The organism is Caulobacter sp. GW821-FHT11A05 (assembly GCF_058809015.1).
The window spans coordinates 173,828-192,591 of sequence record NZ_JBXASF010000001.1 but is presented as its reverse complement, the minus strand read 5'-3'; the positions used below and the strand labels follow the sequence as shown (position 1 = coordinate 192,591).

General features: G+C 70.3%; 16 protein-coding genes. 9 read left to right on the top strand and 7 right to left on the bottom strand.

Annotated features, from left to right (window positions below; translation table 11 throughout):
• Positions 1 to 104: 104 nt before the first annotated feature.
• A complete protein-coding gene (locus tag AC1RSK_RS00870) occupies positions 105 to 1,601 on the bottom strand; it encodes a CoA-acylating methylmalonate-semialdehyde dehydrogenase (protein WP_492904662.1) in 1,497 nt (498 codons plus the stop codon).
• Between the two features lie 87 nt (positions 1,602 to 1,688).
• Between AC1RSK_RS00870 and AC1RSK_RS00865 the strand changes: the two genes are divergently transcribed.
• The 7 genes from AC1RSK_RS00865 (at position 1,689) to AC1RSK_RS00835 (ending at position 8,283) form a co-directional block, all read left to right on the top strand.
• Complete coding sequence (locus AC1RSK_RS00865; protein ID WP_492904660.1) at positions 1,689 to 2,579, top strand: LysR family transcriptional regulator; 891 nt, start codon at positions 1,689 to 1,691, stop codon at positions 2,577 to 2,579.
• A gap of 486 nt (positions 2,580 to 3,065) precedes the next feature.
• Positions 3,066 to 3,188, top strand: a complete 123-nt coding sequence (locus AC1RSK_RS00860) for a hypothetical protein (protein WP_492904658.1) — start codon at positions 3,066 to 3,068, stop codon at positions 3,186 to 3,188.
• 89 nt (positions 3,189 to 3,277) lie between these two features.
• Positions 3,278 to 5,512: a TonB-dependent receptor gene (locus AC1RSK_RS00855; RefSeq protein ID WP_492904657.1), complete on the top strand. Its 2,235-nt coding sequence runs from the start codon at positions 3,278 to 3,280 to the stop codon at positions 5,510 to 5,512.
• Positions 5,513 to 5,577: 65 nt separating this feature from the next.
• The gene (locus tag AC1RSK_RS00850; protein ID WP_492904656.1) at positions 5,578 to 6,078 is read left to right on the top strand and encodes a GntR family transcriptional regulator; all 501 of its coding nucleotides are present in this window, start codon (positions 5,578 to 5,580) and stop codon (positions 6,076 to 6,078) included.
• Positions 6,075 to 6,797: a GntR family transcriptional regulator gene (locus AC1RSK_RS00845; protein WP_492904655.1), complete on the top strand. Its 723-nt coding sequence runs from the start codon at positions 6,075 to 6,077 to the stop codon at positions 6,795 to 6,797. The genes AC1RSK_RS00850 and AC1RSK_RS00845 overlap by 4 nt, the downstream gene beginning before the upstream one ends.
• Before the next feature lie 114 nt (positions 6,798 to 6,911).
• The gene (locus tag AC1RSK_RS00840; RefSeq protein WP_492904653.1) at positions 6,912 to 7,796 is read left to right on the top strand and encodes a TauD/TfdA dioxygenase family protein; all 885 of its coding nucleotides are present in this window, start codon (positions 6,912 to 6,914) and stop codon (positions 7,794 to 7,796) included.
• 31 nt (positions 7,797 to 7,827) lie between these two features.
• Positions 7,828 to 8,283 carry a tRNA (cytidine(34)-2'-O)-methyltransferase gene (locus AC1RSK_RS00835; RefSeq protein ID WP_492904651.1) on the top strand — a complete coding sequence of 152 codons (456 nt, stop codon included), beginning with the start codon at positions 7,828 to 7,830 and terminating at the stop codon, positions 8,281 to 8,283.
• Between the two features lie 15 nt (positions 8,284 to 8,298).
• Here the strand turns inward: AC1RSK_RS00835 and AC1RSK_RS00830 are convergent, their stop codons facing one another.
• Positions 8,299 to 8,457, bottom strand: a complete 159-nt coding sequence (locus AC1RSK_RS00830; protein ID WP_492904649.1) for a hypothetical protein — start codon at positions 8,455 to 8,457, stop codon at positions 8,299 to 8,301.
• A 96-nt stretch (positions 8,458 to 8,553) separates the two neighbouring features.
• Here AC1RSK_RS00830 and gcvA point away from each other — a divergent pair, with 96 nt between their 5' ends.
• Together gcvA and AC1RSK_RS00820 are read left to right on the top strand one after the other, a co-directional pair.
• Positions 8,554 to 9,459, top strand: coding sequence for a transcriptional regulator GcvA (gcvA, locus tag AC1RSK_RS00825; protein ID WP_492904648.1), 906 nt, complete (start codon positions 8,554 to 8,556; stop codon positions 9,457 to 9,459).
• Between the two features lie 377 nt (positions 9,460 to 9,836).
• Positions 9,837 to 11,252: a transglutaminase-like domain-containing protein gene (locus tag AC1RSK_RS00820; protein ID WP_492904646.1), complete on the top strand. Its 1,416-nt coding sequence runs from the start codon at positions 9,837 to 9,839 to the stop codon at positions 11,250 to 11,252.
• On the opposite strand, the gene AC1RSK_RS00815 is transcribed toward AC1RSK_RS00820, so the two are convergent.
• From AC1RSK_RS00815 to AC1RSK_RS00795, 5 genes are all read right to left on the bottom strand, one after another.
• Positions 11,230 to 11,670: a hypothetical protein gene (locus AC1RSK_RS00815; protein WP_492904645.1), complete on the bottom strand. Its 441-nt coding sequence runs from the start codon at positions 11,668 to 11,670 to the stop codon at positions 11,230 to 11,232. The two genes, AC1RSK_RS00820 and AC1RSK_RS00815, sit on opposite strands and share 23 nt — an antisense overlap.
• A 76-nt stretch (positions 11,671 to 11,746) precedes the next feature.
• The gene (locus tag AC1RSK_RS00810; protein WP_492904643.1) at positions 11,747 to 13,252 is read right to left on the bottom strand and encodes a sensor histidine kinase; all 1,506 of its coding nucleotides are present in this window, start codon (positions 13,250 to 13,252) and stop codon (positions 11,747 to 11,749) included.
• The gene (locus tag AC1RSK_RS00805; RefSeq protein ID WP_492904641.1) at positions 13,249 to 13,977 is read right to left on the bottom strand and encodes a response regulator; all 729 of its coding nucleotides are present in this window, start codon (positions 13,975 to 13,977) and stop codon (positions 13,249 to 13,251) included. Before AC1RSK_RS00805 ends, AC1RSK_RS00810 begins: the two co-directional genes overlap by 4 nt.
• Before the next feature lie 310 nt (positions 13,978 to 14,287).
• Positions 14,288 to 14,986, bottom strand: coding sequence for an EF-hand domain-containing protein (locus AC1RSK_RS00800; RefSeq protein ID WP_492904639.1), 699 nt, complete (start codon positions 14,984 to 14,986; stop codon positions 14,288 to 14,290).
• A 115-nt stretch (positions 14,987 to 15,101) separates the two neighbouring features.
• Entirely contained in the window at positions 15,102 to 18,671 is a 3,570-nt protein-coding gene (locus tag AC1RSK_RS00795) for an autotransporter outer membrane beta-barrel domain-containing protein (protein WP_492904638.1), read from the bottom strand.
• Positions 18,672 to 18,764 lie beyond the last annotated feature (93 nt).

Here is an 18,764-nt window from a genome sequence, read left to right as displayed (position 1 = left end):
TGGCAGCCTCCGAACAAAGGAGGCCCCAGGGGATTTGTCGCCCCTGGGGCCACAGTTGAGGACGCGTTCCCAGGGAGGGAACCCCGCGCCCAGGACCTACAGACCTATTTCATGGTCGGGATGATGAACGAGGAGTCGGCCGCCTCGCCTTCCGGCCAGCGGGCGGTGACGGTCTTGACCTTGGTCCAGAACTTCAGCCCCTCCATGCCGTGCTGGTTGGTGTCGCCGAAGGCCGAACGCTTCCAGCCGCCGAAGGTGTGGTAGGCGACCGGCACCGGGATCGGCACATTGATGCCAACCATGCCGACGTTGACCCGGGCCGCGAACTCACGCGCCGTCCGGCCATTGCGGGTGAAGATGGCGACGCCGTTGCCGTACTGGTGCTTGGAGGGCAGTTCGAGGGCCTCCTCGAAGCTGTCGGCGCGGACCATCTGCAGCACCGGGCCGAAGATCTCCTCGTGATAGGTCTTCATGCCGGGCTTGACGCCATCGAACAGGCTGGGGCCGATGAAGAAGCCCTTCTCGTAGCCCTGCAGGCTGAAGTTCCGGCCATCGACGACCAGCTCGGCGCCCTCGTCCTGGCCGATCTGGATGTATTCGGCGATCTTGGCGCGGTGGGCGGCGCTGACGACCGGGCCGTACTGGGCCTCGGCGTCGTTGGAGACGCCGACCTTCAGGGTCTCGATCTCGGCGATCATCCGCTCGCGCAGCTCGTCGGCGGTCTTCTTGCCGACCGGCACCACCACGGGCAGGGCCATGCAGCGTTCGCCGGCCGAGCCGAAGGCGGCGCCCGACAGGTCCTTGACCACCTGGTCCATGTCGGCGTCGGGCATGACGATGCCGTGGTTCTTGGCCCCGCCCATGGCCTGGACCCGCTTGTTGTGCAGCGTGCCCTGCGAATAGACGTAGTGGGCGATGTCCGAGCTGCCGACGAAGCTGACGGCCTTGATGTCGGGGTGCTGCAGGATGGCGTCGACGCTGACCTTGTCGCCGTGCACGACGTTGAGCACGCCGGCCGGCGCGCCGGCCTCCATCATCAGCTCGGCCAGACGGACCGGAACGCTGGGGTCCTTTTCCGACGGCTTGAGGATGAAGGTGTTGCCGACCGCGATGGCGACGCCGAACATCCACATCGGGATCATGGCCGGGAAGTTGAACGGGGTGATGCCGGCCACCACGCCCAGGCTCTGGCGCATGGAATAGACGTCGATGCCGGGCCCGGCGCCCTCGGTGTATTCGCCCTTCAAGGCGTGGGGGATGCCGCAGGCGAACTCGATGACCTCCAGGCCGCGCTGGATGTCGCCCTTGGAGTCGGCGATGACCTTGCCGTGCTCGGCCGACAGCATCTCGGCCAGGTCCTGCATGTTGGCCTCGACCAGCCGCTTGAACTCGAACATCACCCGCGCCCGGCGCTGGGGATTGGTCGCCGACCAGCCGACGTGGGCCTTCAGGGCCGCCTGCACGGCGCCGTCCAGCTCCGCCGGGGTGGCCAGGGCCACGCGGGCCTGGACCTCGCCGGTGTTGGGATTGAAGACCTCGCCGAAGCGGCCCGAGGTCCCGGCCAGGCTCTGGCCGTTCACGAAATGCTGGATGTCGCGCATGGAAAATCTCCTTGGCCGGGGGGATAGCATCCCCCCTCAGCCAACCCTCATGCAGACTTGAGGCATAGGTCATGCAATATTGCAGGCATGTTCGATTGGGATGATCTGAGAATCTTCGTGGCCGCCGCCCGCGCCGGCTCCCTGGGGCTGGCCAGCCAGCGGCTGGGCATCGACGCCGCCACCGTCGGCCGCCGCGTGGCGCGGCTGGAGTCGGCCATGAAGTCGACCCTGCTGGTGCGCTCGCCGGCCGGCCTGCAGCTGACCTCGGCCGGGGCGCAGCTGCTCGACATCGCCCTGGACGCCGAAACGGTGATGGAGGCGGCCGCCAACGTCACCCGGCCGGACGTCATCGCCGGCACGGTGCGGATCAGCGCCGCCGAAGGCTTCGGCACGGCGATCCTGGCACCCGCCCTCCCCGACCTGGCGGCCGAGCGGCGCGGCCTGCGGGTCGAGCTGGCGGCCGACGCCGGCTTCCTGTCGCCCAGCCGGCGGGAGGTCGACATGGCCATCACCCTGAGCGCCCCGGACGCCGAGCGGCTGATCGTCGAGCCCCTGACGCCCTACCAGCTGGCCCTCTACGCCGCCCCCTCCTACCTGGCCGGCAACCCCGCGCCACGGGGCGTCGCCGAGCTGCAAGGCCATGAGGTGGTCGGCTATGTCGATGACCTGATCTTCGCGCCCGAGCTGCGTTACCTCGAGGAGGTCCACCCCGGCCTCACGCCCCGGCTGGCCAGTTCCTCCATCCGCGCCCAGCGGGAGATCATCGCGGCCGGCGGCGGCATCGGCGTCCTGCCCTGTTTCCTCGCCGAAGGCCTGACACGGGTGCTGCCCGAGGCCGTGCTGCTCGAGCGCCGGCTCTGGCTCAGCACCCATCGCGACGTGCATGACACCGCCCGCATGAAGGCCGTCCGCCGCTGGCTGAAGGCCCTGTGCGAGACCGCCGCCCCGCGCCTCTCACCGCATCCCCGGGTCGGCTAGGCATTCACGACATCCATACGAACTGACGGGTGCTCGATACTCCCTTCCCCAGGAGGCAGGGCAATCGCATGGAAACGGATGGCCAAGACTGGGTCAACTGCCGTGAGAGGTTCCTTCTCCCCTTGTGGGAGAAGGTGGCCCGAAGGGTCGGATGAGGGGTCGATAGGTCTTCAAGCTGCGATGGGGCGGTGGCGACAGGCTGTGTCGTAGGCCGGCGAGCCCCCTCAACCGCCCCCTTCGGGGGCACCTTCTCCCGCGAGGGGAGAAGGGAGCCCAGAGGCGAACTCACAAGCATTCAGTCGCCGTCATCTGCGATAGCCCTGCCTCCAGGGGGAGGGGAGCCATAAAGCGCCGTCCGCGAGCAATGTCGCAGATCGGCTCGAGCGCGCGCCGGAATAGGAGTGCTCGCGAAACCCATGATGTCAATAATTGACAATGTGCACTCTCCTCGCGTTTGATCCGCCCGGGCAACAGCGGAGCATGGGCATGGCCACGCGGCGATCCATTCTGGCGGGCGGAGCCACGGCGCTGGCGGCTCCGGCCCTTGCGGCGCCCGATAGATTCGAAGCCATCGACCGCCCCCTGGTCTACGCCGCCCTGGCCGGCTGAGCCCCGGAATCCAAATCCCTTTGACATAATGTCGATTATTGACAATCGTATGAGCAAGCCCGCCACAAGGGTCGAGGGGAGATCATCCAATGCTGCGCAAAAGCCTGTTCGCCTGCGTTTCGCTGCTGGCCATCGCCAGCGTTCCGGCCCTGGCCGTCGCCCAGGAGACGCCGGAGGAGGCCGAGGCCACCAACGTCGGTGAGCTGGTCGTCACCGCCCGCCGGCGCGAGGAGAAGCTGGCCGATGTGCCGGTCGCCGCCTCGGTGATCGACGCCCAGGCCCTGGCCGACAAGGGCGGCGCCGGCTCGGCGCTGGAGCTGCTGGCCGGCCAGCCCAGCGTGCGGTTCTTCAACACCACCTCGCCGGTCAACTCGGAGATCTCCATCCGCGCCTCGCCGACCGCCCGGGCGACCAGTTCGGACCCCAGCGTCGGCCTCTACCGCAACGGGGCCTACATCGGCGGCGGCGCGGTCGGCGGCCGCAGCTTCACCCGCCTGGACCTGTTCGACCTCGGCCGCGTCGAGATCCTGCGCGGCACCCAAGGCGCCCTCTACGGCCGCAACGCCGTCGGCGGCGCCGCCAACGTCGTCTCGGCCAAGCCGGTCTTCGAGAACACCGGCTGGGTCGACCTGCGCTACGCCAGCGAGACCGAGGGCAAGCAGCTGCAGGCGGTGGCCAACATCGCCATGGCCGAGGACATGGCCTTCCGCCTCGGCGTCGATGTGATCGATCAGGACAAGGGCTTCTTCTACAACCCGACCAACGACGTCTATTTCGACCGCCAGGAGAGCACCGGCCTGCGCGGCCAGTTCCGCTGGCGCGGAGAACGGGCCGACGTCAACCTGCTGCTGGAGCACAGCGACGGCGACATTCCGGCCATCACCTATCGGGTGGTCATCGCGCCGGGACCCGGCTTCCCGTTCGGCGTCGAACAGCCGAAATATTCCTATGCCTGGAGCCTGCCGCCGGCGGCCAGCCAGACGCTCGACAACGGCGTCTTCAGCCTCGACTACCGCTTCGACGGGGCGACCCTGTCGCTGACCAGCTCGGCGCGTCGGCGCACCTCCTTCTACCAGTTCGACCCCGACGCCACCAACCAGACCGACTACCTGGCCGACCGCGCCGCCGGGCGGATCACCATCACCCTCGACACCGGCCAGGCCTCGATCGTCCACGACACCACCGAGGTGCGGAGCACCGACCTGCATCTGGCCGGCGACGCCATCGGCGGCCGGCTCGACTGGCTGGTCGGGGCCGAAATCTTCGACCTGACCAGCGACAGTTCGGTCACCACCCTGCGCACACCGACCCTGGCCAACCCCTCGCGCGGCACGCGCTCGCCGGTGCGGCTGACCTATGAGTCCTGGGCCGTCTACGGCTCGCTCGGCTTCGACGTCACCGACACCCTCAGCCTGGTCGGCGAGGCCCGCTACACCAGCGACGACAAGACCATCCACGGCCGCCGCTACGACGCCGGCACCGGCCTGCCGGCCGGCGGCGCGGCCTTCATCGTCGATGACGAGACCTCGCCGACCAACACGTCCTACAACCTGATCGGTTCCTGGCGGACGCCCTTTGGCCTGCTGGCCTATGGCAAGGTCGGCTCCAGCTACCGGGCCGGCGGCTTCAACACCAACCTCGGCCTGGCCACGGCCCCGGCGCCGGTGACGCCGTCCTACGAGGACGAGACCTCGACCACCTACGAGGTCGGGCTGAAGGGCAATGTCACGCCCGGCCTCTTCGTCGGTTTCGCCGCCTACAGCACCCGGACCGAGAACCTGATCGTCCAGACCGACAACGGCTGCGCCATCAGCCTGCCGGCCTGCCCGACCCTGGCGGTCTCCTACCTGATCAACGCCGGCGAGGCGGAAAGCTGGGGGGTCGAGGCCGAGGCGACCGGGCGCTTCACGGTGCTGGGCGGCCAGCTTCGCCTGAGCGCCAGCCTGTCGCGCCAGGAGGGCGAGGTGACGGACGGCGCCTTCGAGGGCGAGGACCTGCCGCAGGTCCCCGACTGGATCGCCGGCGCCGACCTCAACTACCGCCACGCCCTGGTCGGCGACACCAGCCTGTTCTTCAACCTCAACTGGAGCGGCCAATGGGGCGGGGTGCAGGAGCTGATCCGTCCCGGCCTGACCACCCCCAACTACGACCTGGCCGACATGTCGCTGGTCAACGGCCGCATCGGCGTCGACGTCAAGGCCGTCGAGCTGTCGCTGTTCGTGACCAACGCCACCGACGAAGACTTCAGCGTCTTCAACAGCAGCACCACCCAGCGGTGGAACACGCCGAGGAACTGGGGCGTCCAGCTGCGCTATCGCTGGTAGGTCCTGCCGCGCTTGCCGTGGGTCGCCCCGGGCGTTAACCGAGGACGGATGAACGGGGACACGCCATGACCGCGCCGGCGCCGAGTTCGGCGGGCAGGAGCCTGCCCGCGGTGGTGACGGCGCTGCGCGACGGCATCGTCGACGGCGACTACGCCGCCGGCTCGCGGATCACCGAGCGGCAGGTGTCCGAGCGCTTCGGCTGCACCGCCGCCATGGCCCGCGAGGTCTTCCAGCGGCTGGAGCGGGTCGGCGCCATCACCCTGTCGGCCCGGCGCGGGGCGCGGGTGGTCGACGCGGCCAGCGCCCCGCCGCGTGAGGTGCTGTTCGTCTGGGATCAGCTGCGAGCCCTGGCGGCCGACGATGCCGCCGAGCAGCCGACAGCCTGGCGCGCCGACCCCGCCGCCAGCCGGGCCCGCCGGCTGCGCGCCATCGAGGCCCGGGTGGCGCTGGTGGCCAAACAGGCGGCCAGTCCCCGGCTGGGCGACATCCTCGGCCGGCTGGCCCTGCAGCTGGCCATCGTCGCCCCGGCCGCCCTGGCCCAGGTCGAGGAGAGCCTGTCGCGATGAGGTCGGCCTTCGAACCCGAGGTACGGGCCTACGCCGCCAAGGCCGAGGCCCTGGTCGCCGATCCGCCGAGGCCCCCGTCCCTGCCCGGCTACATCGCCGGCTGGCTGGCCGACCGCATCCAGTTCGGCGATCTCAAGCCCGGCGAGCCGATCCGCGAGCTGGCCGTGGCCGACCATTTCGACGTCAGCCGCGGGCCCGTGCGCGACGCCCTGCGCCTGCTCGACCGTGACGGGCTGGTGGTGATCGGCGGACGCAAGGGGGCGGCCGTGCGCGGCTTCACCCTGGCCGAGATGGGGGCGCTGTTTCGCCTGCGCGCCCGGCTGTTCGGGGCCCAGGCCGGCCTCGCCGCCACCGCCGCCGATCGCGACCCCCAGGCCCTGGCCGCCCTGGTCGAGGGGGCCGACCTCCTGGAGCAGATGGCTGCCACCGATCCGCCGGTCCCGGTCGGCGAATACATCACCGTCCGGCGCAGCATCTCGCGGCTGATCGCCGGCCTGTCGGGCAACCGCTACATGGCGCAGCTCAGCGCCCAGCTGGAGCGCGAGGTCGCCGTGCTGTGGGTCAGCGTCCTCAGTCCCGATCGCCGCCGCCGCTCGGCGACCAACTGGCGGGCCCTCTGCCAGGCCATCGCCGCCGCGCGAGGCGACGAGGCCGAGCGCCTCGGCCGGGCCCTGGTGCTGGACGGCCTGGCCGAGATCGAGCGGCGCTGGGAGGGGTAGGGCGGCCCGTTGGCATTCCTTGCCCCTCCGAGAATGTCGATAATTGACAAACGATGGTCAGCGCGGTTGTGTCGGGTCGGGCGGCGCATCAGCGGCGGCGCCCGCGGAGGCCGGATGACCACCCAGAAGCTTCAACGCCCCGCGCGGGCCCCGGCCGTCGCCATCGCCTCGGCGGCGCCCTATCGGCGGATCGGGGTGACGCGGCTGACGCCGATCATCGGGGCCGAGATCGCCGGGGTCGACCTGGCCGCGCCGCTGGACGCCGAGACCCTGGCCGAGATCGAACGGGCCTTCGCCGAGAACCTGGTGATCTTCTTTCGTGACCAGGCCCTGACGCCGGAGCAGCATGTCGCCTTCGGCCGCCGGTTCGGCGAGCTGCACCGCCACCCGGCGGCGCCCAGCGAGCCGGGGCATCCCGAGCTGATGATCATCGCCGCCGACGAGCATTCCAGCCGCGCCAACGGCGAGGGCTGGCACACCGACGTCTCCTGTGATCCCGAGCCGCCGCTCGGCAGCATGCTCTACCTGCGCCAGACGCCGCCGGAGGGCGGCGACACCCTGTTCGCCAACATGTACGCCGCCTATGAGGCGCTGTCGGAGCGTATGAAGGCCTATCTGGACGGGATGCTGGCGGTGCACGACGGCGAGCACGTCTATCGCGGCCTCTATGCCGACCTCGGGGTCGCCGACAAGCCGCGCTATCCCCGTTCCCGTCACCCGGTCGTGCGCACCCATCCGGTGACCGGCCGCAGGGCGCTGTACGTCAACAGCGGCTTCACCACCCATCTGGTCGGGGTCGGCGCGGCCGAGAGCCAGGCGGTGCTGACCTACCTGTTCCATCACCTGGAGCATCCGGCCTTCCAGTGCCGGTTTCGCTGGACAGCGGGATCGCTGGCCTTCTGGGACAACCGCTGCGCCCAGCACCATGCCATCTGGGACTATTGGCCCGGCCGCCGGTACGGCAACCGGGTGACCATCAAGGGCGACAAGCCCCGCTGACGGCGGCGCGCCGGCGCGGCATAAGGGGCCCATGCGCCTGGCCCTGTTCAATCCGCAAATTCCCCAGAACGTCGGGGCCTGTATCCGGCTGTCGGCCTGTTTCGATGTCGAGCTGCATGTCATCGAGCCGGTCGGCTTCAGCTTCGACGACCGGTCGATGAAGCGGGCGGCGCTCGACTATGGCCCCCTGAGCCACATGGTCCGCCATGCCGACTGGGAGGCTTTTCAGGCCGCTCGCGGCCCGGGACGGCTGGTGCTGTTCACCACCAAGGGGGCGACGCCGCTGGACGGTTTCAGCTTCGAGGCCGGCGACACCCTGCTGTTTGGCAGCGAGACGGCGGGGGCGCCGGAGCATGTCCACGCCGCCGCCGACGCCCGGGTGGTGGTCCCGATCCGGCCCGGCGCGCGGTCGATGAACCTGTCGGTCAGCGCCGGCATCGGGCTGTTCGAGGGGCTGCGGCAGACCGGCGGGCTGACGCCCCGCTGAGTCCGCGCGCCGGTCTCAGCCTTGGTAGCGGCTGTCCCTCAGCCAGGGCTTGTCATAAGCGATCCGCACGGCGGCCTCGGACGAGGCGCGGACGGACTCGCGGATGTCGGCCCAGATCTTGGCCAGGCCGGTCTGGGGCGCGGTGTTGCGCCGGGGTTGAGTGGAATAGGTCATTTCAGGCTCCTTCTGTGGGCTGGAAGATGCCGTTTGCCGCGCCGTTCCGCCAACCAAAGGATCGACAGACTTCATAAGCTGAGATAATCAATTGCCATGCGCAACCTGCCCCCGCTGAGCGCCGTGCGGGTCTTCGAGGCCGCCGCCCGGCATGAGAACTTCACCGCCGCCGCCGGCGAGCTGGCCATGACCCAGGCCGCCGTCAGCCATCAGATCCGGGTGCTGGAGGATCGCCTTGGCCAGCAGCTGTTCCGGCGCGAGCGCCAGCGGGTGATCCTGACCGAGGCCGGCCGCCGCGCCGCCCTGCGGGCCGGCCGGGGGCTGGACGAGATCGAGGCGGCCTTCTCCGAACTGCGGGCCGAGGACGACGCCGCCCTGACCATCTCCACCACCGTCACCTTCGCCAACACCTGGCTGGCCTGGCGGCTGGGGCGGTTCCAGGTCAGCCACCCCGACATCGCCGTGCGATTGTCCGCCGACAACAGCCTGACCGACTTCGTCGCCCAGGGCGTCGATGTCGCCATCCGCCTGGGCGACGGCCAGTGGCCGGGGCTGGCGGCGCACCGCCTGGTGGCCGTCGACTTCACCCCGATGTGCAGCCCGGCCTTCCTCGCCGAGCACGGCGGCGAGATCGCGCTGGAGAACCTGTTGCAGCTGCCGCTGATCAGCCCCAGCGAGCCGGCCTGGGCCCAGTGGCTGCAGGGCGCCGGCCTCTCCGCCGCCGCCGCCCGTCCGCCGACCGGCGTGCAGCTGGACACCCAGGCCAACGAGGGCCATGCCGCCATGGCCGGCCAGGGGATCGCCCTGCTGACCCCCTTCCTCTGGCGCCAGGACATGAGCGACGGCCGGCTGACGCGGCTGTTCCCGCAGGCCTCGACCCTGGGCCAGGCCTTCTGGCTGGTCTATCCCGAGCACCGCCGCCGCTCGCCGAAGATCCGCCGCTTCCGCGACTGGCTGGAGACCGAGGTGGCCCTGACCCACGCCGCCCTGGCGACCGGCTAAAACCCCCGCCCGCCGGGGCCTGGGGCAATATGTCTAGACATATTCATCGGCCCTGACGGCCGCCGACGGGCGCCCCGCCGAAGGCGTTGGCCGCCGCGTAGCCATTTCGACCAACCGGCCCCGCGCATCGACCAACCGACCGACCAACGCCCCGGGCTACCACCACGCCGTCTGGGGCAACGGCAAAGCCAACAGGCTCTGGGGTTTGGCCCGCTTTTCGGGGCTTTCGAGCGGCGTCGGCTTTTTTGTTGGCCCGGCAGGCGGCGGTATAATGGTCGGCCGCTTCGATAATCACGGGGCAGGCGATGCGGCGGCGGCCTGGCCTTGCCGCCCCGGCGGCGACGGGCGATGGTCGCGCCATGGTTTGGGGGACGCGCGTGAAATCCTTCTGGCTGGGCCTGGCCGCCCTGCTCGCCCTCGGCGCCGCGCCGGCGCCCGTGGGCGAGACGACCTGGTCGATCATCCTGGCCGACGACGGCGGCCGCCTCGGCCATGCCTCGGAGACCATCGTCGAGGGGCCCGACGGCCGGCAGGTCATCGACGAGCAGGAGATCCTGCTGCGCGAGAAGGGCTCGCCGGTCCGCCGCCAGACCAGCCGCACCGTCCTGCGCCAGGACGCCGTCGGCCGGGTGGTCTCCATCGTCACCGAAGCGAAGGGCCTGCGCAGTTGGACGCGGCATGAGGCGGTCATCGCGCCCGGCCAGGCCCGCATCCTGCGCCGCACGGCCCTGGAGCAGCACCGCTTCGTGGTCGCCCTGCCGCCCGGCGTGCGCTTCGACAGCGGCGAGCCGCTGCTGCGCGATGGGCGTCCGGACCCGGTCATCGAATTCACCCGCCTGGACGTCGAGACGGCCAGCCTGGAGCGGGTGGTCATCGTCGCGGCCCCCGACGGGTCCGGCGACCTGATCCGCCGCCGCTACGAAGGGGACGAACTGCGGGCTGTCGCCCGCCTGAAGCTGGGGCCCGGCCGCGACATCATCGAGGTCGTCCAGCCGATGTTCGGCTTCAAGGTCATCAGCCGGGTCAGCGACCGCGAGACGGCCCTGGCCCCTCACCCGCCCTACCGGCTGATGGCGGCGGTGCTGACCAAGGCCCCGTTTCGCATCCCCTCGGCGGCCACCGCCGGCCACATCCGCTACCGCTTCGACTTCCACGATGGCTTGGTGTTTCCCCTGCCGGTCACCCCTGAGCAGCGCGTGGCGGCGAGCGGCGACACGGTGACGGTGGACGTCTGCCGGGGCTGCGGCCCGGCCCTGGCCAGCGACCCGGCCAGTCTGGCGCAGGCCCGCAAGGCCACCCCCTGGCTGCAGAGCGACCACGCCCGGCTGCACGCCATCGCCGACCCCATCGCCCGCCAGCCGGTCTCCGACCGCCGCAAGATGGAGCTGCTGCTGGTCAAGGCGCGCCCCCATCTCGGCAAGCTCGACTTCGCCGGCCACTATTCGGCGCTGGAGACCCTGACGCGCCGGCGCGGTGACTGCACGGAGGCGGCGGTGCTGCTGGCGGCGCTCGGCCGTTCGGCCGGCATTCCGACCAAGGTGGTCAATGGCCTGGTCTATTCCCGCGAGCGCTATCACGGGGCCAGCAACGTCTTCATGCCGCACAGCTGGACCATCGCCTATGTCGACGGCGCCTGGCGCAGTTTCGACCTGGCGCTGGACGAGTTCGACGCCACCCACATCGCCCTGACGGTCGGCGACGGCGACGCGCGGTCCGTGGCGGCGGCCAGTCAGCTGGCCGGCCTGCTCCGCTGGGACGGCATGGTCGAGGTCAGGACCCGGACTCCACCGTGACGGGCGCCGGCGCCGGTTGTTCGTCCTTGGCCGGCTGGTCGTCCTCATAGACCACCGGCAGTTCGGCCATGGCCTTGTCGGCCTTGTCCTCGATGTACTGGACGTTCTTGACGTCCTTGATGCCGCCGACGACGAGATCGTAGATCTCGGTCTCCTCGACGTCCTGCGCCGCCGCCGCCATCGGCGCGGCCACCGCCATCATCGCCACCGCCGCGGCCGCCGCGACGCGCACGGGCAGGCGATAGGAGACGCAGACCTCCTCCTCGCAGCCGGCCATGAAGGCCATCCGCGCCTCATCGGTCATCGGGCTGAGATCGACCACCTGGCGCTTGCACATGCGGCACATGTCGCCGTCCATGACGGCGGCCAGGTTGCTCTTGTAGGGGCAGGGGCTCTGGATCTTCGGAAAGATGGCCATGGCGGTCTCCTCAGCGTCGAGACGAAGGTAGGCGCCGAAATCGCCCGCGATCAAGCAGAACCGCGTTCCGCCACCCCTACTCCGGGGCCAACGGCAGGGTGACGATGGCCCGCAGACCCACGGCCTGGGGCCGCAGCACCACCTCGCCGCCATGGCCCCGCGCCGTCGCCCGGGCGATCGGCAGGCCCAGGCCCACCCCGCCCTGGTCGAGGTTGCGCGAGGCGTCGGCCCGGTAGAAGGGGTCGAAGGCCCGCAGCAGATCCCCGCCCCGCAGGCCGGGCCCGGCGTCGTCGATGTGGACCAGCGCCATGTCGCCGTCGCGGCTAACCCTGACCCGCGCCTGCGCGCCGTATTTGATGGCGTTGTCGACCAGGTTGCCGAACAGTCGCCTCAGGCCCGACGGATCGCCCTCGACGATGACGGCGACACTGTCCTCGGCCAGCTCGACATCGGCCCCGACCAGGGCGGCGTCGTCGACGACGCATTCGACCAGCGACAGCAGGTCCAGCCTCTCCCGCTGCCGCGGCAGGGTCTCGTCGCGGATGAAGGCCAGCACCCCCTCGATCATCTGCTCCATCTGGCCGATGTCGGAGAGGATGGCGCTCTTGAGGGCCGGCGAGGCGGCCTCCAGCTTGAAGCGGATGCGGGCCAGGGGCGTGCGCAGGTCGTGGCTGATGGCCCCGACCATGGCCGTGCGGTCGGAGATGAAGCGGCGCAGGCGCGACTGCATCTGGTTCAGCGCCTCGGCGGCGGCGCCCAGCTCAGCCGGACCCCGCAGCGACATCTCCGGCCCCATGGGATCGCGGCCCAGCCGGTCGGCCGCCTCGGAGAACCGCTTCAAGGGCGCGGTGATGCGGCGGGCGAACAGGTAACCGGCCGGGGCGACCAGCAGGAAGCCGCCGAGCAGCCAGAGCAGGGCCCGGCGCTGCCAGTCGTTGGGGAAGGGCTCGGGCGTCGAGGCGACCACCGTCCAGCCGCCGCCGGGGTTGCGCACCGCGGCGGTGAAGTCGCCGAACACGGCCACGTCGCCGGGGCGCGGCCGCATACCCGGGGCCCGCTCGAACATCCGGAACTCTCCGGTCTGTGGCTGGCCCGGCCCCGGCCCGGTCTGGATGCTGAAGCTCGCCTCATCCCCCGGCCTCGGCCCCGGGCCTGTCCGCACGGGAAAACCGGCCTCGCCGGGCGGTGGCCGGCCATCCCCCCGGGCCATGCCGAAGCTGCGGCGGTTCATCATGCCGAAGAAGGGGGCGCCGTTGACGGGATAGAGCCGGACGTCCTCGACCGGCCGCCCGAGGGTCGCCGCCAGGGCCATCTGGGCGCGCTCGCCCATCGGGTCAGCGTCGGCCTTCGGGGCCGGCGGCTGGGCGGTCGTGCTGCGGACCAGCGGCCGACCGTCGCGGGGATGCAGCGAACCACCCTTCAGGGCGCCGGCCACCTCGGCCAGCCGGTAGAGCACGGGCCTGGGTGGCGGCAGGGCGAACAGCAGGGCGATGTTGATGGCCTGGGCGACCAGCAGGCTGGCGACCAGCAGGGCGACCAGCTGCACGCCGATCGGGACCCGGGTCCGGCGGCGACCAGTCACGCGCGGGAAACAGGCACGTCCAGCACGTAGCCGACGCCACGGATGGTCTTGATCAGCTCCTGGTCGGCGAAGGTGTGCAGCTTGCGGCGCAAGCGGCAGATCTGCACGTCGACGGCCCGGTCGAAGACGTCACTGTGGTCGCCCCGGGCCACGTCCAGCAGCCGGTCACGCGACAGGATGGCCTGGGGCCGTTCGAGGAAGGCCTGCAACAGGGCGTATTCGCCGGAGGTCAGCAGGATGGTGGCGCCGTTCGGCGAGCGCAGCCGCCGCCGGCCGGTGTCCAGCTGGAACTCGGCGAAGCGGTAGACCGCCCCGCGCGGCCGGGGGGCGGCGGTCGTCTCCTCCAGCCGCCGGAACACCGCCCGCACCCGGGCCAGCAGCTCGCGCGGGCTGCAGGGCTTGGCCAGGTAGTCGTCGGCCCCGAGCTCCAGGCCGAGCACCCGGTCGACCTCCTCGCCCATGGCGCTGAGCATGATGATGCCGCGCCGGCCCTCGGCCGACAGCTTCTTGCACAGGGACAGGCCGTCCTCGCCCGGCATCATGACGTCGAGCACCACCAGGTCGGCGACGCCGGCGTCGAGCAGCCGCTGCATCTCGACGCCATCGCGGGCGCCACGGACTTCGTAGCCATGTTCGCGCAGGTAACCCATGACCTGTTCGCGAAGTTCGGTGTCGTCATCGACGACAAGGACCCGGCGGTCCGGGACATTGGCAAGGGCGTGCATTGAGCGCTCCGTGACACCTAACTGTGGCCGGCGAAATTCAGCCTCGCCACAATGGCGAAATGCGGTCCGAAAGATCGCCGAACCGCCGCTTTTGAAATCTGATCGTCATCTGCGCGCCTTAGCGGCGCCGCTCTGGCGGGCGAAGCTTCATCAGCTCCGGCGCGGCGGCGTTTCCCTCCCCCCAGTCGCTGCGTCGGATGCCGCCTCACGGGGTCCTCGACAAGCCAGGCCCTGGCCGCCGTCCCCCCGCCAACTCCGGGGGGACGGCGTCTTTTTTTCAGGTGAGCCGGGATTCTTCCCGGCCTTCAGGTCAGGCCGTCACGGCTTCGGTGGTCTGCGCTGCCTCGGCCTGCAGCTTTTCGAGCAGCTTGGCCATCAGGTCGGAGACCTCGCTGCTGAAGCCGGAGGCGAGCTCGCTGCTCGACTGCAGCGAGGCCAGCAGCTCGCTCATCGACACCGTGCCGTCCTTGTTGCTGTCGGCGGCGTCGTAAGTCGTCTCCTCTTCAGCGGAGCCCGAGGGCGCGGTCGATCCGCCGCTCGGAGGCGGACCGCCTTGCGGCTTCAAGGCGGTGAACTCCTCGGACGACAGGGCGCCGTCGCCGTCGGCGTCGCCGGCGGCGATCAGATCGGCGGCCCTGCTTGCGGCGTCCGTGTCCTCCATGCCGGGCGGGGCGTGAGCGGCCATGTCGGCCGACAGCTCCTCGGCGGTCAGGCTGCCATCGGCGTCGGCGTCGGCGCCCGTGAAGATCTCGGCCGCCCGGTCGGCGTGGCTCATCTGCTGGACGCCGAGCAGCGCGCCCAGTGTTTCAGCACTGAAACCCTGGCTGCCGCCGCCGCCCTTCAGTTGCCGGGCGCCGCCCTGCGCAGGCAGATTCTGCCCCACCCTTCCCGAGGGGGCGGCTAAGAACTCATCCGACGACAAGGCGCCGTCGGTATTGAGGTCCAGCTTGGCGAACATCGCCTGCTGGGCCTGGAGGAAGCCTGAGCTTCCTGAAACGGAAAGGGACATGGATGTCTCCTCAGAAGGAGACGCCGCGAGCAACGCTTGGCGGCGCCGCACCGGAATTGCCCGATGCAAGCTTCCGCTGCCAGAAGCGGACCATGTTTCAGGGTGAAACGGAGCCCTAGAAGATGACCCGTCCGGCCAGCATCAGGTTGTAGCGATCCTCGTCCTCGGCCGCCTCGTACTCGGCCTCGACGGCGACGTAGGAGGTTGGCGAGCCGGTCTTCAGGGAGAAGCCGAGCACCGTCGCCCCCTCACCGGCTTCCGAGGCCGGCAGGGTCACCCATTGGCCGCCCGAGAAGCGGAAGACGGTGTCTCCGACCTCGCCGGCCAGGGTCTGGCGATAGCCCAGACGCACCTCCGGCCGCCACCAGACCTCGCGCCCGTAGGTGGCCCCGAAAGCGATCTCGCCGCCGGCCGACAGCCGGCTCGAGCGCCGGGCCTGGACGGTCTGGTCGAAGGCGTCGCTGCCGCCGCCCTCGACCCGCTCAGCCTCGTTGAAGAGGATGTAGTCGACGCTGGCCGTGGGCCGCAGGTAGAAGCGGCCCAGTCGCGCCTCGTAGTTGACGCTGGCGCTGGCCGCGCCGGTCCAGCCGCCCCATTCGGAGTCGGCGGTGACCACCAGGGCGGTGTCCGGATCGATGAACACCCGGTCGCCATCCAACCAGGCATAGCCGGCCGAGCCGCGCAGGTTGAAGGACAGCCCGCCCATCTGCCTGCGCCAATAGACCCCGGCCTCCAGCAGCGAGACGCTGGTCTCCTCGCCGATCTGGGCGATGTCGTCCCGCTCCTCGGCGGCGACGAAGGCCAGGGTGGCCCCCAGCGCCCCGCCGTCGGGCTCCAGGCTCTCGTAGCCGGCGATGAAGCCGAAGGCCTTGGTCTCCGAGCCGGCCGTGTCGCCCGCCGCCCGCACGACCCCGGTGTTGATCTCCTGCACCCAGACGCTGTCGGGACCGTAGGACTGGCCGCCGACCGTCGGCCGGCTGGCGGTCAGGCGGGAGGTGGTGCGGCTGAGCAGGTCTAGGGTCGAGAACAGGCCCTCGCCCTGGTCGGGCAGCATCTGCTCATAGAGGTGCAGGAAATCGTCCTGCGTCTGGGCCGCCAGGAAGACGTCCTCGATATCCTCGTCGGCCGACAGGGCGGCGTAGACAGCGTCGAAGGCCAGGGTCTGGTTCTGGGTCAGGCCCATCTCGCCGGCCGTGCGCCGCCGGACATCCAGATAGACCGACCCCGCCGCCTCGTCGGCCGAGGCGGTGACGACGTAGAGGTAGGGCGACTCGCCATCCAGATTGCTGATCAGCCCGTCGGCGGTCAGGCCGCCCGAGGCGGTCTGGATGACGGTGTAGCGCTCGGTCTCGCCGATCAGGCTGTCGAGCTGGAGGCCCAGCTGGACGCCGTCGGCCAGGGTGGCGGTCGTGACTTCGAAGCGGGTGATGCTGTCCGAGTCCGGATCGGCGGTGAAGGTCAGCACGCCGTCGGCGGCGACCGACAGGCTGGTGGCGGCGATGGTCTCGGCGTTGGTCACGGTCAGTTCGCCGCGCACCACGGCGATGTCGAGCTGGCCGTCGCTGTCATACAGGGCGCCGATGATCTGGGCGTCGCCGTCGGCCGATCCCACCGTCAGGCTGTCGGCCCCGGCCCCGAAACTGATGTCGCCGACAACGCTACCATTGAGAACCGACAGCGTATCGGCCCCGGAACCGAGCAGGATGTCGCCGACGATGCTCGGCTCCTGACTGTCGACCAGGCCGTCGCCGTCGGCGTCGTAGTCGTCCTCGTCGTCCTCGGAATCGACCACGTCGTCGTTGTCCGAGTCGTCGTCCTCGGTATCGATGATGCCGTCGCCGTCGTCGTCGACATCGACGCTGTCGACAAAGCCGTCGCCGTCGCGGTCGTTGACCTCGGCCTGTTGCAGGATGCTCACCCCGACGGTGTTGGCCGACAGGTCGAGAGCGACGGCGCGGCCGGTGACTTCCTCATCGTCGGCGTCCTCGTTGTCGTCGTCGGTATCGTCCTCGTCATCGGTGGCGGCGATGTAGGCGGTGATCGAGCCGCTGTTGGTCAGGCTGGTCAGGGTCCCCGACGCATCGAGCAGGGCCGTGGCGTTGCTGGCCTCACCGGCGACATAAGCAAACAGGCTGCCTGTATTTGTCAGACTGGTCAGCGAGGCCCCGGCGTCGATGCGCAGGGCGATGGCGTCGAAGGAGTCCTCGTCCGCCAGGGCCGAGGAGGCGGAGACCTGCGAGGCGTACAGGGAGCCGTTGTTGACGAAGGCCTCGACCGAGGCGCCGGCGGCCAGGTGCACGGCCTGGACGTCGGCGCGGTAGCCGGAGGCGCTGATCGAACCGTCCTGCAGGATGCCGCCCTCGATCACCGTCGCATAGCCGGCGTCGCCGCCGATCTTCAGGGCCGTGGCGCTGACCCCGTCATAGACCCCGTCGGCGTAGAGGGTGCCGCGATTGATCAGGCCGTAGGCCTCGTCGCCCGCGCCGATCTTGCCGACGGTCACCGCCTGGCTGTCGGAGCCGATCAGCAGGGCCGGCGCCGCGCCGTAGGAATAGATGGCGGCCGTGCCCTCGAGGGTGTCGGAGCGGCCGTCCTGGTCGAGGTCGTCGTCGAGGATGCCGTCGCCGTTGTCGTCCTCGTCGTCGTCATCGTCGAGGCCGTCGTTGTCGTCATCGTCGTCGTCGTCGTTGTCCTTGCCGTCGTCGTCGTAGTCGTCGTCGGTGATGCCGTCGTTGCCGTTGTCGGTGTCGTCGTCGTCGAGGATGGCGTCGCCGTCGTCGTCGTCGTCGAGGCTGTCCTGCAGGCCGTCGCCGTCCATGTCGACGACGCTGGTCTCGGCGGTGTCGAGCAGCACGCCGCCGGCGACGTTGGCCGCGATACGCACCGCCGAGCCGCCCTGCAGCAGGTCGTCGGCGTCGAGCGCGGCCAGGGCGTCGTCGTCGCTGGAGCGGCTGGTGTAGCGATAGCCCGTGGCCGAGATCGAGGCCTGCAGATGCACCGAGCCGACATCGGCGGCGACATCGACGCCGATCGCGTTCTCGCCCTTGACGGTGATTGACCCGCCCGCTTCGACCCGGCCGCTGACCGCGGCGGCGACATTGATGCCGACGGCGTTGTCGCCGGTGACGCTGATCGCGCCGGTCCCGGCCAGATTGCCGTCCAGCGCCGTCTCCAGGCTGATGCCGTAGCTGTCGTTGCCCTCGACGGTGATCGAACCGCTGCTGAGGATATCGCCGGTGACGGTTCCGGCCCCGCTGACCCGGATGCCGTAGCGCCCGGTTCCAGTCGCGAAGTCGCCGTCGTAGTCGCCGTCATCGTCGGTGTCGTTGTCTTCGTCATCCTCGTCGAAACCGTCCTCCAGGGTGATTATCCCGTCGTTGGAGACGGTGGTGGTCACCCCGCCGTTGACCTGGATGCCGATGGCGCCGTCGACGGCCTCGATCTCGATCTCGCCTTCGTTGGTGACGGTGTTGTTGCTGTCGACGGTCACCGCCGGGCCGGTGGTCTCGAGGACGATGGAACCGTCCTCGTCGATCAGCACGTCGTCGGCCGCGCCACTATTGGCCGTGGACGTCCTCACCGGCGTCGTCCGCTCGGTGCTGATGGTGGTCTCGGCCAGCGCCGGCAGGGCGAACAGCAGCAGCGGGGTCGCGGCGACGCCGGCGAGAAGGCGATGGCGGATCATGGACGGCCCCGGATCGAGAACTAAAGCTCGATCCGTGCCGTCGGCGCGGGGCGGATTTGCGCCGGTCAGGTTTCAGTCCGAAACGCAGGCCGG

Excerpts from the sequence above, each read along its gene's own strand:
- AC1RSK_RS00855 (WP_492904657.1), top strand. The coding sequence starts at position 3,278 with ATGCTGCGCAAAAGCCTGTTCGCCTGCGTTTCGCTGCTGGCCATCGCC.
- AC1RSK_RS00870 (WP_492904662.1), bottom strand. The coding sequence starts at position 1,601 with ATGCGCGACATCCAGCATTTCGTGAACGGCCAGAGCCTGGCCGGGACC.
- AC1RSK_RS00865 (WP_492904660.1), top strand. The coding sequence starts at position 1,689 with ATGTTCGATTGGGATGATCTGAGAATCTTCGTGGCCGCCGCCCGCGCC.
- AC1RSK_RS00835 (WP_492904651.1), top strand. The coding sequence starts at position 7,828 with ATGCGCCTGGCCCTGTTCAATCCGCAAATTCCCCAGAACGTCGGGGCC.
- AC1RSK_RS00795 (WP_492904638.1), bottom strand. The coding sequence starts at position 18,671 with ATGATCCGCCATCGCCTTCTCGCCGGCGTCGCCGCGACCCCGCTGCTG.
- AC1RSK_RS00845 (WP_492904655.1), top strand. The coding sequence starts at position 6,075 with ATGAGGTCGGCCTTCGAACCCGAGGTACGGGCCTACGCCGCCAAGGCC.
- AC1RSK_RS00830 (WP_492904649.1), bottom strand. The coding sequence starts at position 8,457 with ATGACCTATTCCACTCAACCCCGGCGCAACACCGCGCCCCAGACCGGC.
- gcvA (WP_492904648.1), top strand. The coding sequence starts at position 8,554 with ATGCGCAACCTGCCCCCGCTGAGCGCCGTGCGGGTCTTCGAGGCCGCC.
- AC1RSK_RS00840 (WP_492904653.1), top strand. The coding sequence starts at position 6,912 with ATGACCACCCAGAAGCTTCAACGCCCCGCGCGGGCCCCGGCCGTCGCC.
- AC1RSK_RS00850 (WP_492904656.1), top strand. The coding sequence starts at position 5,578 with ATGACCGCGCCGGCGCCGAGTTCGGCGGGCAGGAGCCTGCCCGCGGTG.
- AC1RSK_RS00800 (WP_492904639.1), bottom strand. The coding sequence starts at position 14,986 with ATGTCCCTTTCCGTTTCAGGAAGCTCAGGCTTCCTCCAGGCCCAGCAG.
- AC1RSK_RS00805 (WP_492904641.1), bottom strand. The coding sequence starts at position 13,977 with ATGCACGCCCTTGCCAATGTCCCGGACCGCCGGGTCCTTGTCGTCGAT.
- AC1RSK_RS00815 (WP_492904645.1), bottom strand. The coding sequence starts at position 11,670 with ATGGCCATCTTTCCGAAGATCCAGAGCCCCTGCCCCTACAAGAGCAAC.
- AC1RSK_RS00860 (WP_492904658.1), top strand. The coding sequence starts at position 3,066 with ATGGCCACGCGGCGATCCATTCTGGCGGGCGGAGCCACGGCGCTGGCG.